This window comes from Alsobacter sp., assembly GCF_059501845.1.
Genome location: NZ_JCACDK010000018.1, coordinates 1,573,517 through 1,585,885, shown reverse-complemented (window position 1 = coordinate 1,585,885; position 12,369 = coordinate 1,573,517). Strand labels below are relative to the sequence as shown.

The following is a 12,369-nucleotide window of genomic DNA, read 5'->3' as shown; positions in this document are numbered from 1 at the left end:
TTCGCACGAAACGAACAGATACGCAGTTGTGACCGGTGCGAGGCTGGCATGGGCTGGACAGCAGCCCATGCCAGTCTATCTCGGGGGACGACATTCTCCCCTGATCCGGAGTGACCATGCACAAGCTGTTCGAACCCACGCGCCTCGGTGGCCTGTCCCTTCAGAACGCCATCGTCATGGCCCCGCTCACGCGTAGCCGTGCCGACGCCCACGGCGTGCACCACGCACACGCCGTCGACTACTACCGCCAGCGCGCCTCGGCGGGCATGATCATCGCCGAGGGTACCCAGCCGAGCTATGCGGGGCAGGGCTATGCCCGCACGCCGGGCATCCACACGCGCGAGCAGATCGCAGCATGGCGCAAGGTGACGGACGCCGTGCACGCCGGCGGCGCATCCATGGTGCTGCAGATCATGCACACCGGCCGCATCGCCCATCCGCTGAACCGACAGATTCCGGACGCCCCCGTCGCTCCGTCAGCCGTGAAGCCTGCAGGCGAGATGTGGACCGACCAGCAGCAGATGCAGCCCCATCCCGAGCCGAGGGCCGTCAGGACGGACGAACTCCCCGCGCTGCGCGAAGAGTTCGTCCTTGCAGCGCGCAATGCTCGCGAGGCAGGCTTCGACGGCGTCGAGCTTCACGCGGCGAACGGCTACCTGCTCAACCAGTTCCTGGCCAGCAACACGAACCTGCGCACCGACGGCTACGGAACCGACGTCGCAGGCCGTATCCGCTTCGTGGTCGAGACGACCAAGGCGGTGGCCGACGCCATCGGCGCGGATCGCACGGGGATCCGCGTCTCGCCCGGCCACATGTTCAACGACATTGCGGACGCCAATCCCGTCGAGACCCATGTGGCGCTTCTGGATGCGCTTCCCACAGCCGACATGGCCTATGTGCACGTGATGAAGGCCGACTCCTTCGCCGCCGCCCTGAACAATGCGGGCGACCCCGGCGAGACGCTCGCCGCCATGCGCGCGCATGTTCGTGGCCCGATGATTGCCGCTGGCGGCTACACGCCGGAGACCGGCGAGGCGGCACTCGAGGCGGGCACGCTGCAGGCCGTGGTCTTCGGCCGGCCCTTCATTGCCAATCCCGACCTCGTCGCGCGGTTCAAAAACGGGATTCCGCTGGCCGCGCCGAACCCGGACCTCTTCTACACGCCCGGGCCCGAGGGCTACAGCGACTACCCCGCGGCATCCCGCTAGGCTGCGAAGCCGTCGGGCATCGAACAGCGGCTTTCTAGCTCCTGTGGGCAGGGGTCCGGAACAACTGGACCCCTGCCTCCTCCACGTCCGGCTTGGGAACCGATGAGGTAGCCGTGTCAGAGCCGGCGAACTTCCGCCTTTGCTACCGCCGCAGGCGGACGACCCTCCCCCGCATGGGCTGAACGACGTTCTCGACGGCGGTCGCGAGGTCTGACTGGCGGAACGGCTTGGGGAGTTGGTCCAGTCCGAGATCGAGCTCGCCGCCGGCATAGCCCGTGATGACGAGCACCGGGAGGCCGGGCTTGATCCGCCGCGCCTGCTCGGCAAGATCGGCCCCGTTCATGTGCGGCATCATGTAGTCGGTGACGAGCACGTCGACGTCCAGCCCGCGCCCCAAAAGTGCCAGTGCCTCCACTCCTCCGGATGCCTCGTGGACAGCGTGGCCCATCTCCCTGAGCATTTCCGCGGTTCCCCGCCGCACGAGATCCTCGTCGTCGGCGAGCAGGACCGACAGGGGCCGCATGGGAGGCATGGGAAGCAAGCGCTCCACCGTGCTCGGCTCGGCCGGCCGCTCCGCCACCGGCAAATAGAGATCCGCACGGGTCCCCTCGCCCGGCGCACTGGTGAGCGCGAAGGCGCCTCCGAGCTGCGCGGCGAGGCCGTGCACCATCGAGAGACCGAGGCCCGTACCCCGGCCGACCCCCTTGGTCGAGAAGAACGGCTCGACAGCCCTTGCGACCGTCGCCTCGTCCATGCCGCAGCCCGTGTCGATCACGGAGATGCGGACATAGGCGCCAGGCTTGAGGGCCTCGGCACTCCGAGGACCCAGCACGACCCGGTCGGCAGCCACCGTCAGCACGCCGCCGCCCTCCATCGCATCACGCGCGTTGACGCACAGGTTGAGAATGGCGAGTTCCAGCTGGTTGGGATCCGCTGCCGCGGCCGGAAGATCCTTTGCCACGGCGGTGCGGAGTTCGACCGAGGAGCCAATCGAGCTCGCGATCAGGTCCTGCATGCCGCCCAGGAGATCGGAGACATCGACCGGACGCGTCTGCAGTGCCTGCCTGCGGGCGAAGCCGAGCAGCCGGTTCACCAGGATCTTGGCCCGCTCGGCCGACTGCAGCGCCCCGTCCAGAAGCCGTGCTGCCCGGGCGTCCCCGTCGGCGTAGCGCCGGTTCAGGATGTCGAGCGCGCCAGTTATGGGGGTGAGCAGGTTGTTGATGTCGTGGGCCACGCCGCCGGTCAGCTGCCCCAGCGTTTCCAGCTTCTGTGCCTCGTGCAGCTGGGCCATGGCGACCGCGCGTTCGCCCACGGCATCCTCGACGCGCCGCTCCAGGGATTCGTTCAGCTGGCGCAGGGCGAGCTCGGCCCGCTTGCGCTCGGTCACGTCCTGGAAGATCACCGCGACTTCCCTGCGGCTCGACGGCTCGACCCGGAACGAGGCCAGTTCGAGGTGCCTTCCGGTCGCCACCAGCTCCCGCTCGAAGCGGATCGGGTCTCCTGTGACGAGAACGCGGCGGTAGAGGTCCACCCAGCCATCGGCTTCGGCCGGCACCAGGTCTCGGACCTTCCGGCCGACCACGTCGGAAATGCCGGCGTGGCGCTCATAGGCGGGGTTGGCCTGGACATGGAGGTAGTCGCTGAGCGGCCCTTGCGGACCGTCGATGAATCGGATGACGCAGAAACCCTCGTCCATCGTGTCGAACAGCATGCGATAGCGCGCTTCGCTCTCGCGCAGCGCGATGAGCCTGCTCCGCGCCTCGTATTGCCGCTTGCGGCCGCGCAGAGCCGAGCGGGCCAGGCTGATCAACGTCGTGGGATGGAAGGGCCTCTCGAGAAAGGTGACGTTCCCGAGCAAATCGAGATGGCGCACGGCCGAGGGATTGCGCTCCAGGCCTCCGCCCCGGCTGGTCAGCAAAATGAAGGGAAGGTCGGACCATTCCTCCTGGTCCGCGATCCACGCCGAAAGCCCATGCAGGTCGGCGGTGGCGATAGCCTCCTCCGTGACGATGACGAAGGCCGCGCCGGCGTCCAGCTCCTCGACCAATGCCGCAACCGTCTGGCAGACGTTTCCGCTGATGCCCGCCTCCGCCAGCATGGCCATGGCGATGCCTGCATCCCGTCCCACCGGAGCCAGGATGAGCGCACGCTCGGAGAGCGTCGTACGCTTCATGCCTCCTCGCGATCCAGTAGTCCGTCCGAGCCCACGAGGACGGGGACACCCCGGAGGATCCCCTGGAACCCCGACAGGGGTGCGCCGAGGGTCACCCCGTTGCTGTCGATCTGATATTCGCGGATCGTATCCTCGTGCGGGCCAGTCCTCTTCTTGACCACCGAAATGGCCCGGCGGACCCGGCCGAGAGCCTCGAAGTACCTGAGCAGGATGACCGTGTCGGCGAGATAGGTGATGTCGACCGGCGTCTTCATGTCGCCGACGAGCCCGTGCTGCGCGACAGTGAGCAATGTGGTCGCGCCCTTCCGGTTCAGGAACTGAAGCAGTTCATGCATGTGCAGGACGAGGGCGTGCTCACCCGGCATTGCGGCCTGATAGCCGTTCAGGCTGTCGACAACGACGGTCAGCGCGCCATTCGTTTCGACACAGACCCGGACCCGCTCGGCGAACTCGCCGGGAGTGAGTTCGGCCGCGTCCACCTGCTCCAGGACCAGGGAGTTCGCATCGACCATCGCCTGTAGGTCGATGCCGAGCAGCATTGCACGCTGGATCAGGAGGCCGAGCTCCTCGTCGAAGACGAACATGGCGGCCCGTTCACCGCGCTGGACGGCATTCTTGAGGAAGGTGAGCGCGACGGTCGTCTTGCCCGTGCCGGCAGGTCCCAGGATGAGGACGCTCGAGCCGCGTTCCACGCCGCCGCCGAGCAGCGCGTCCAGCTCAGGCGATGCCGTCGGCAGCAGGTCGCGAGAGAAACGCATCCTGTGTTCCGCCGAGACGAGGCGCGGGAACACACGCGTGCCACCCGTCACCAGGGCAAAGTCGTGGAAGCCCCCGCGGATCCGGCGTCCGCGATATTTGAGAACCCTGAGCCGCCTCCGCTCGGCTCCGTATTCCGGTGAAAGTTCTTCGAGGCGGATCACGCCATGCGCGATGGAGTGCACCGTCTTGTCGTTGGCGTCGCTGGTCAGGTCGTCCAGCATCAGCACCGTCGCGTTCTGCCGCGCGAAAAAGTGCTTGAGCACGAGGATCTGGCGCCGGTAGCGCAGGGAGCCCTGGGCCAGGAGGCGGATCTCCGAGAGGCTGTCCAGGACCACCCGGTCCGGCTTCACGCGGTCGAAGACCTCGAAGATCCGCTTTGTGGTTTCGCCGAGTTCCAGGTCCGACGAATAGAGCAGGCTCTGCTGCTGCTCGTCGTCGAGCAGGCTTTCAGGCGGCACGAGCTCATAGATGTGGATCGCGTCCAGGGACCATTCGTGCGAGACGGCCGAGGAGCGAAGTTCGGGGTCCGTCTCCGACAGGGTGATGTAGAGGCAGCTTTCCCCGAGCGCCGCACCGGCCAGCAAAAACTGCAGAGCGATCGTGGTCTTGCCCGTGCCCGGGCTCCCCTCGAGAAGGAAAACTCTTCCCCGTTCCAGACCTCCGCCGAGGACGTCGTCCAGGCCGGCGACCCTGGTTTCTGCATCACGCTCCGCCCGTTCCATCCAGTACTCCCGGGTCGACTGGGAGGTTGTGCTTGGCAGGCGTACCTCACCTTTAACGGTTGGGAACGCTCTAGTCCGCGGCGCAGTTCCAGGGCAGGCGAACTCAAAGGAAATAAATTTCCAAGACGCAGAGAGCTTCGGCGCGTCTGCGCCGCATGAGCGCTTCACTCTTGCAAGCAATGTCGAACCGGCGGCGTACCTGACGGGCTGCGCTGCCCCTTGGACTCCTGCACTTCCTGCCCGCATTTGGAACCAGATGCCCCCTATCCCATTGACCGCGACCGACCAAGACGGAGCACGGCGATGGAATATCTCGGCATCATCCTCTTCCTCTGGATCCTCGGCGGCACGGGCGTCATCGCATTGTGGGCGAACCGGCTCGCCCAGCGAGGCGACAACGACATGCTGTTCCTGTCCGCCGACGAACGTTGGAACCGCGGGCTTGGGAGCAGAAGCGAACAAGTCCTGCCCAGCCGCTAGCAATCCGGGAAACCTTCGCGGTCTCCAGAATTGATACGGCAGATCAGCACCAGCGGAGTACGGCCATGAGCGAGAGTTGGTTCGGCTTTTTGATTTTTCTCTGGATCGTTCTGGCCCCGACAATCGGCTTCGGCCTGATCGGGCGAGGTGGAAGCGGCCCCATCCGGAATGACCGGGAGCCGGTTTCCAGGGTCTGAGCCCGTCGGAGTTCCGGAGAGCGACCCACGCAGCTGCCCGAGCGATCTCGGACAGTTGAATTCGAGCTGCTCCGGCGCGTCTTGCGCCGGTGCGGACGTTAGGTCTTCCTGTGTCCAGGAGGATTCGATGGAAATCGGCGACGATGCGGAACGACTTCAGCGGCTGCGGCAGGCAATAGGGCCGGACCGATTTCGTGCCTTTCTCGGTGGCGTGATCGGCGAACTCGTGAGTGCGCGAGTCACCAGGAAACAGGCACTCGCCGGATACCTGGAGCTGTGCCGTAGGTTCGACGTACTTCCGGATCCATTGCCTTTGTGTCTCCGTACGGGCGCGCCTCCCGAGGCCTGCATGCCCGGACGTCCCGGGACGGCACATCGGGCCCCCACGACACGGCGGTGGCGAGGCTCCTCGCGCAGGCGATCCATGGTGACGCGGAACCTTCCCCGGACGCCCTGGCATGCCCCGGTTGGTCCTGCGCCGTCGCCATAGGCCTGCCGGCCACAGCGATCGCATTCCGCCATTCGGCACCGGCTGAGCGCGCCTTCGCACCCATCTCCCGCGACACCATGTCCGGCTCCAGGCGGCTCGCATCCGGAACCGCCGTCGATGGCCTCCGTTGGGCCGCTCCCGGCGCGTCGCGCCGATGCAGCGGAGTATCCGGCGTGCAGCCTGCCCATATCAACGCAATCGCGACGAGCGTACCCGCGCACGCCTGCCACGACGCCTTCATCGACTTTGCCCGCGGCCAGGTTGGCCCGGAGAGACGCCGCAGAATGGCATTCGACCGGATGGTGGCGCGTGGCGGCATTGCCCAGCGCTACTCTGTCCTGCAATCCGCCCCCAGCGGTGGAAAGTCCGTCGATGCCGAGGGCTTCTACACGGACGGCGACTTCCCGAGCACGGGCGAGCGCATGACCCGCTTTGAGCGGCAGGCGCCAGAACTGGCGGCCGAGGCGGTCGGCCGCCTCGCCGGCATGGAGAAGCTGGACGACGTCACGCATCTCGTCGTCACGACCTGCACGGGGTTCTCAGCCCCCGGCATCGACTTCGACATCCTCCGGCGCTGCGGGCTGCCCGGATCACTGGAGCGCACGATGGTGGGGTTCATGGGCTGCTACGCGGCCGTGAACGCTCTCAAGCTCGCGCACCACATCGTCCGGTCGGAGCCCGAGGCGAAGGTGCTGCTGGTCAACATCGAGCTCTGCACGCTGCACCTGCAGCAGACCGACGATCTCGAGACGCTGCTCTCCTTCTACCTTTTCGGCGACGGCTGCGCCGCGTCGCTCGTCTCGGCCGAGCCGCGTGGCTTCGCCATCGACAGCTTCCGTGCCTACCTCGCGCCCGAGACCAACGACCACATCACCTGGAAGGTCCGGGACAGAGGTTTCGACATGACGCTGTCCGGCCGTGTGCCGGCCGCCATCGAGGATACGTTGCGCGCCGAGCGTGACCGGTTGACCGGGAGCAACAGCGGGGCGACGGATCTGTGGGCCGTCCACCCCGGCGGCCGCACCGTGCTGGATGCAGTCGAGCGCGCACTCGATCTCGAACCGGACGCGCTCGGCGTGTCGCGAAGCGTCCTCCGCGATTTCGGCAACATGTCCTCGGCTACGGTGATGTTCGTGCTGCAGCGCATGTTGGAGACCGCCCGCAAGGGCGAGCGCGGCTGCGCCATGGCGTTCGGCCCCGGCCTCGTGGCAGAGACGATGCGTTTCCATGCAGCCTGACATGCAACTCGCCGCGCGCCGGATCGAGCCCGAGTGGCTGGACGAGCTGCCTCCCTCGGATCCGCGGGCACTACGCTCCCGGGCCGATCTGCGGCGCGTCAACGCTGTCATGCTGCAGGCCGGCGCCATGGCGCGCCTGCTGAAAAGGGCTTCGCCGGGGCCAGCCGGGATCATCGACATCGGCGCCGGGGACGGCCATTTCCTGCTGCGGGTCGCCCGCCGGCTCGGTCCCGCCTGGTCGGGCAGCCATGCAGTGCTGCTGGACCGTCAGCCTTCCGTCTCGCCCACAGTCCTGGACGGCTTCCGCGCCCTCGGCTGGACCCCCAGCGTCGAGGCTGGCGACATCCTGACCTGGGCCGGCACCCTGCGCGCCGGTACACCCGGGAACGCCAAGGCTACCATCGCCTGCGCAAACCTCGTCCTGCACCATTTCGACGATGCGGCGCTGGCCGCGCTCTTCGCGGGGTTGGCCGGGGCAGGCGTGGCACTCGCCGCGGTCGAACCTGCCCGCTCCCGGCTGGCGCTGGCAGGATGCCGCCTGCTGCCGCTGATCGGTTGCGGCGACGTCACCCTCCATGACGCCGCGGCCAGCGTGCGAGCCGGCTTTGCGGGGGAGGACCTCTCTCGGCTCTGGCGATCGGCCGCGGCCGATGCCCCCTGGACGATCTCAGAAAAGCGCGTCGGGCCGTTTTCCCATGGCTTCGTCGCGGTGCCGGAGGGACGGACGCATGGCTGAGATCACCGAGTTCCTCGTCGTGGGCGGCGGACCCGCCGGAGCGACCACCGCGCTGGCGCTGGCGCTGGCCGGGCGCAGCGTCGTGCTGGTGGAGAAAGCCGCCTTCCCGCGCCGCAAGGTGTGCGGCGAGTTCATGTCGGCCGGCAATGGCGCGCTGTTCGAACGCCTCGGGCTGTCGGACCTCTGGACCGCAGCCGGGCCCCCGGTGGAGCGCGTCGCGCTCTTCGCCGGCGAGACGGTTGCGGATGCCCCGATGCCGGCCGGCCCCCGTCCGTGGCGCTGGGGCCGCGCCCTCGGCCGTGCCGAACTCGATACCGCGCTCCTGGACGCTGCATCCAAAGCAGGCGCGACCGTCCTGCAACCGGCTCGCGTGACCAATATCGAAATCGGCGACAGCGGCCGCTGGGTGAGCATCGAACAGGACGGCGAGAATCGCCGGATCGCAGCCAGGACCATCATCGCCGCCCACGGCTCATGGGAGCGCGGGCCCGTCCCCGTGGAGGCGCATCGCGACTTCCATGCCGCGTCCGACCTCCTGGCCTTCAAGGCGCACCTGGACGGCAGCAGGCTTCCTCCCGGGCTCATGCCGCTGATCTCCTTCGCGGGTGGATACGGCGGCATGGTGCACTTGCCGGGAGGTCTCGCCAGCATCAGCCTGTGCATCCGGCGCGACAGGCTGGAGGCGGTTCGCCTCGCCCGGCATGGCATGCCCGCCGGGGAGGCCATCCTGGCGGAACTGCGCGACAATGTGCGCGGCATCCGCGAATCCGTTCCCGCCGGTGCGGTCAGGGGCGCCTGGCTGGCGGCGGGACCGATCCGGCCCGGGCTGCGCGCCTGCTACGCCGACGGCGTGTTCCGGGCCGGCAACCTCGCAGGCGAGGCGCATCCCGTCGTCGCCGAAGGGCTCAGCATGGCCATGGAAGGGGGAGCACTTCTTGCCTCCCTTCTCCTCTCTCTTCCCCATGGTCCAGGGCGGAGCGAAGCGGAAGCGCAGGCGGGCCGAGCCTACCACGCCGCTTGGCGGGCGAGCTTCGCGCCACGCATCCGCGCAGCCGCCGCCATCTCCGCCTGTGCGACACGGCCGGCGCTGGCTGCCGTAGCGGTGCGGATCGCGGCGGCCCTCCCGCAAGCCGTCTCGGCAACCGCGCGCCTGGCTGGAAAGTCGGCTGCGCCGCCCGTCGTTTCCGGGCCGTATGGCCACTGAGTCCGGCTGGACGGCACTCTGCCGGTCCGGGCTGGACGCCGCACCTGTCTGATTGTCCCGATCCTGTGCCACGCCTCTTCGGGGCAGCAGCGCCGTGTTACTCACGATCCTGCGAGAATACCCCTATGGAAGCCGAAACGGCTGAATTGATGAACTTTCCCGGGATCCGGTCCCGGAACCAATCCCAGCCCTGACTGTTGTCGGCTCGTACGTCAGGGTTTGGAGAGTTTCCGAATGACGAAGTCGAGGAACGAGCCGCACGCCAGGCGTCCTGATCGTTTCCGTCCGTCGGGACGGTCCTTTGCTTCCGAATGCTCTCGCCGTGGCACCTCGGGTTTCAGGCGACATCCCTGATCCCATAAAGCGCGATCCATCCTCAACCTAACCACGCTCCCTGCCAGTTCAGGGGGTGCGCTGTGCCGTGCGGGCACGAAATCTCACGAAGGAGAATGACATGATCGACAAGAGCAGAATAACGGGCGCCCTCGACGAGTTCGGCGGCAAGGTGCAGAGCGAGATCGGCGATCTTGCGGGTTCGTCCGAGGATTCGCTGGCTGGGCGCGCACGCACGGTCCAGGGCCGCGCGAAATCGATGGTTGGCCTGGCCAAGGACGCGGCCCGGGACGCGGCGGACGACGCGTCGGAGTTTGCGGCCGATGCCTACGAGAAGACCGAGCGTCAGCTGGCGGCGACGGGCCGCGACGTTGCTGTTCGCATCACCGACCATCCGCTGAGCGCCGTTCTCGTGGCCGGCCTCGTCGGCTTCGGCCTGGGCTACCTGGCGCGTGGCCGCGACTGATCAGCGCCGCCGCCAAAACTTTACTGACCACTGAGGACCCGGAGCCCTCCATGTCGAACACCGTAGTCATGTCCCCAGTTGCGGACCAGCCCGTGCTCACGCGGGAAGTCTCCTGGGGTGCCATTCTCGCCGGCAGCGTGACGGCCCTCGTCACGCAGGTGGTCGTCAATCTAGCCGGCGTCGGCATCGGCCTCGCGGGAGCGGCACCGGGCTCGGATCAGTCGGCCACCACCCTCACGACCGGCGCCGGTGTCTGGCTGGTGGCGTCGGGCGTCGTCGCCTCATTGGCGGGCGGCGTTGTTGCGGGCCGCATGGCCGGCGCACGTGGGATGCGGACGGCCGGCCTGCACGGGCTGGTCTCGTGGGCCGTTACCACATTGGTCGTGCTCTATCTGCTGAGTTCGGCGGTGGGCGGCGTGGTCGGGGGGGCTTTCGGCGCGTTGTCGAGCACACTGGGCGGAGCGGGACGTGCAGCGGGCGGGGCGGTGCAGACGGCCGTCGCCGGAGCGGCGCCCAGCCTTGCGCAGGCGGCCAATCCGCTCGACACGATCGAGAAGACCGTGCGTGAGCAGACGGGCGGGCAGGATCCGCAGGCATTGCGGGACGCGGCGGCGCAGGCCGTCCGAGCCATGTTGTCGGGTGACCAGGCGGAGCGCCAGCAGGCCGCCGACCGGGCAGCCGAAGCGCTGGCCAAGGCGCAGAACATCCCGGTCGATCAGGCAAAGCAGCAGGTGCAGCAGTACCAGGCGCAGTACGAGCAGACCGTCGCAGCAGCGCGCCAGAAGGTGGAAGCCGCGACCGAGGCGACCCGCTCGGCGGCGACGAAGGCCGCGTTTCTCGCCTTTGTATCGCTGCTGCTGGGTGCCATCGCCGCGTTTGTGGGCGGACGCATCGGTACTCCGAAGGGCGCGGCCGTCCTTCAGCCCTGACCGGGCACCGAGCGCGCCGAATACATTCCTGCAGGAGCCCCCGCCAAAGGTAACTTTGGCGGGGGCTCCGTGACATTCGAGGCGCACGACACCGGCGGTTGCACCGCGCTAGATTGGGCCGTGGCGCAAGGCCCGCTCCGGGCGCGCCGGGAGGATGCACCCGTGTCCGACTTCACGCTCCACCACGTTTCCCTCTACGTCCGCCACGTCGACGCCAGCGCGGGCTTCTACATGAAGGCGCTCGGCCTCGAGGAGATCCCAAACCGGGTTGGCCGGTCCGACATCCGCTGGTTCATGCTGGACGGGCTTCGCACCCTTCACCTCATCGGCACGGATCCCGAGCACGAGCGCGCCCGGCCGATGTCGACTCATTTCGCGGTCTCCACCACCCGCTTCGACGCCGCGCTGCGCCGCCTCGACGAAGCCGGGGTGACGTGGATGAACCTCGCCCGCAGGCCGGGCGAGGTGCATGTGCGGGGCGACGGGAAACGCCAGATCTACTTCCAGGACGTGGACGGGCACTGGATCGAGATCAATGACGCGTCGGAAGAGCCCTGACCTCCTTCACGGCGCCGCCACTGGCGAAGGCGGGTGGCCCGGGCCGCGGTGCAGGAAGGTGAGCGACAGATAGGCGCCGATCCACGACCCGCCTGCCGCGAAGAGCACGTATACCCAGTTCTCCGTGTAGGTGATCACGGCGAAGGAGGAGAGCATGTACCAGACGCTGCTCCAGTTCGACGCGGCCACCCGCTTCCTCGCCACCACGGACGACGTGAACATGACGTAGCAGGCGTCGGTCGCCGCGGTCGCGACGAACACGCCAAGAGCGATGAGCGGATCGATGGCGGGGAATTGCACCTGGACCTCCTGAAGCGATTTCGCGCCGTCAGGGTGCGTGTGCGTGCGGCAAGGAGCAAGCTTGGAGAGCGGGCGGGACCTGCTCAGCCGACGTCGCTATCCCCGGGCGTCGGCGGAGCAATGGGCGTGAACAGCGTCCTGTCGGGCTTCAGGTCGAGCAATGGCGTGCCGTCGAGGCAGTCCAGGCCACGAACGTGGAGGACGGCACCCTCGACTCGAAGCAGGGTCGCGATGGAGCTGCCGATCGGGTTCGGGCGCACCGGCGAGCGCAGAGCGAAGGTGCCGCGCACCGATCCGTCGTCGCGCGGGCTCTGCAGCACGAGGTCGCGGCGGGAGCGGTGCAGCCAGTACAGGACCTCCAGCCGCTCATAGGCCTCGATGCCTGCCAGCGCCTCGAGCCAGGGATCGAAGAGCTCGATCCGGCACACCGGGCCATCCGCCCGGCCCTGGCGCGGGCAGTCCATGCGCGACGTCCAGGGCGTGTGGATGACGCCGATATAAACCAGCCCTGCATCGGCGGGCGCAGGCGCTTCGACGGCGCGCTCGGCGCGGCGGATCTTGTCCTCGCGGACCATG

Annotated in this window: 12 protein-coding genes; 8 read left to right on the top strand and 4 right to left on the bottom strand. The window is 68.0% G+C overall.

What is annotated here, in order from left to right; all coding sequences use genetic code 11:
- Positions 1–116 precede the first annotated feature (116 nt).
- Complete coding sequence (locus AC5JCN_RS22390) at positions 117–1,208, top strand: alkene reductase (RefSeq protein ID WP_495757302.1); 1,092 nt, start codon at positions 117–119, stop codon at positions 1,206–1,208.
- 142 nt (positions 1,209–1,350) lie between these two features.
- Here AC5JCN_RS22390 and AC5JCN_RS22385 read toward each other — a convergent pair whose 3' ends face one another.
- Both AC5JCN_RS22385 and AC5JCN_RS22380 read right to left on the bottom strand, forming a co-directional pair.
- Positions 1,351–3,381: an ATP-binding protein gene (locus tag AC5JCN_RS22385; protein WP_495757301.1), complete on the bottom strand. Its 2,031-nt coding sequence runs from the start codon at positions 3,379–3,381 to the stop codon at positions 1,351–1,353.
- The gene (locus AC5JCN_RS22380; protein WP_495757300.1) at positions 3,378–4,862 is read right to left on the bottom strand and encodes an ATPase domain-containing protein; all 1,485 of its coding nucleotides are present in this window, start codon (positions 4,860–4,862) and stop codon (positions 3,378–3,380) included. The genes AC5JCN_RS22385 and AC5JCN_RS22380 overlap by 4 nt, the downstream gene beginning before the upstream one ends.
- Before the next feature lie 303 nt (positions 4,863–5,165).
- On the opposite strand from AC5JCN_RS22380, the gene AC5JCN_RS22375 reads away from it, so the two are divergent.
- The 7 genes from AC5JCN_RS22375 (at position 5,166) to AC5JCN_RS22345 (ending at position 11,493) form a co-directional block, all read left to right on the top strand.
- Positions 5,166–5,342, top strand: a complete 177-nt coding sequence (locus AC5JCN_RS22375; RefSeq protein ID WP_495757299.1) for a hypothetical protein — start codon at positions 5,166–5,168, stop codon at positions 5,340–5,342.
- 860 nt (positions 5,343–6,202) lie between these two features.
- The gene (locus AC5JCN_RS22370) at positions 6,203–7,267 is read left to right on the top strand and encodes a type III polyketide synthase (protein ID WP_495757298.1); all 1,065 of its coding nucleotides are present in this window, start codon (positions 6,203–6,205) and stop codon (positions 7,265–7,267) included.
- Positions 7,257–8,003, top strand: coding sequence for a class I SAM-dependent methyltransferase (locus AC5JCN_RS22365; RefSeq protein ID WP_495757297.1), 747 nt, complete (start codon positions 7,257–7,259; stop codon positions 8,001–8,003). The genes AC5JCN_RS22370 and AC5JCN_RS22365 overlap by 11 nt, the downstream gene beginning before the upstream one ends.
- On the top strand, positions 7,996–9,207 hold the full coding sequence (locus AC5JCN_RS22360) for an NAD(P)/FAD-dependent oxidoreductase (RefSeq protein WP_495757296.1): 1,212 nt from the start codon (positions 7,996–7,998) through the stop codon (positions 9,205–9,207). The genes AC5JCN_RS22365 and AC5JCN_RS22360 overlap by 8 nt, the downstream gene beginning before the upstream one ends.
- A 454-nt stretch (positions 9,208–9,661) precedes the next feature.
- Positions 9,662–10,006: a CsbD family protein gene (locus AC5JCN_RS22355; protein WP_495757295.1), complete on the top strand. Its 345-nt coding sequence runs from the start codon at positions 9,662–9,664 to the stop codon at positions 10,004–10,006.
- Positions 10,007–10,056: 50 nt separating this feature from the next.
- On the top strand, positions 10,057–10,935 hold the full coding sequence (locus AC5JCN_RS22350; RefSeq protein WP_495757294.1) for a PhnA-like protein: 879 nt from the start codon (positions 10,057–10,059) through the stop codon (positions 10,933–10,935).
- Positions 10,936–11,097: 162 nt separating this feature from the next.
- Positions 11,098–11,493: a VOC family protein gene (locus AC5JCN_RS22345; protein WP_495757293.1), complete on the top strand. Its 396-nt coding sequence runs from the start codon at positions 11,098–11,100 to the stop codon at positions 11,491–11,493.
- A 6-nt stretch (positions 11,494–11,499) separates the two neighbouring features.
- Here the strand turns inward: AC5JCN_RS22345 and AC5JCN_RS22340 are convergent, their stop codons facing one another.
- The gene (locus AC5JCN_RS22340; RefSeq protein ID WP_495757292.1) at positions 11,500–11,793 is read right to left on the bottom strand and encodes a hypothetical protein; all 294 of its coding nucleotides are present in this window, start codon (positions 11,791–11,793) and stop codon (positions 11,500–11,502) included.
- A gap of 83 nt (positions 11,794–11,876) precedes the next feature.
- Entirely contained in the window at positions 11,877–12,368 is a 492-nt protein-coding gene (gene tsaA / locus AC5JCN_RS22335) for a tRNA (N6-threonylcarbamoyladenosine(37)-N6)-methyltransferase TrmO (protein ID WP_495757291.1), read from the bottom strand.
- Position 12,369 lies beyond the last annotated feature (1 nt).

Bases quoted from the DNA above. Each gene is read 5' to 3' on its own strand.
- AC5JCN_RS22390 (WP_495757302.1), top strand. From the start codon at position 117: ATGCACAAGCTGTTCGAACCCACGCGCCTCGGTGGCCTGTCCCTTCAG.
- AC5JCN_RS22385 (WP_495757301.1), bottom strand. From the start codon at position 3,381: ATGAAGCGTACGACGCTCTCCGAGCGTGCGCTCATCCTGGCTCCGGTG.
- AC5JCN_RS22380 (WP_495757300.1), bottom strand. From the start codon at position 4,862: ATGGAACGGGCGGAGCGTGATGCAGAAACCAGGGTCGCCGGCCTGGAC.
- AC5JCN_RS22375 (WP_495757299.1), top strand. From the start codon at position 5,166: ATGGAATATCTCGGCATCATCCTCTTCCTCTGGATCCTCGGCGGCACG.
- AC5JCN_RS22365 (WP_495757297.1), top strand. From the start codon at position 7,257: ATGCAGCCTGACATGCAACTCGCCGCGCGCCGGATCGAGCCCGAGTGG.
- AC5JCN_RS22360 (WP_495757296.1), top strand. From the start codon at position 7,996: ATGGCTGAGATCACCGAGTTCCTCGTCGTGGGCGGCGGACCCGCCGGA.
- AC5JCN_RS22355 (WP_495757295.1), top strand. From the start codon at position 9,662: ATGATCGACAAGAGCAGAATAACGGGCGCCCTCGACGAGTTCGGCGGC.
- AC5JCN_RS22350 (WP_495757294.1), top strand. From the start codon at position 10,057: ATGTCGAACACCGTAGTCATGTCCCCAGTTGCGGACCAGCCCGTGCTC.
- tsaA (WP_495757291.1), bottom strand. From the start codon at position 12,368: ATGGTCCGCGAGGACAAGATCCGCCGCGCCGAGCGCGCCGTCGAAGCG.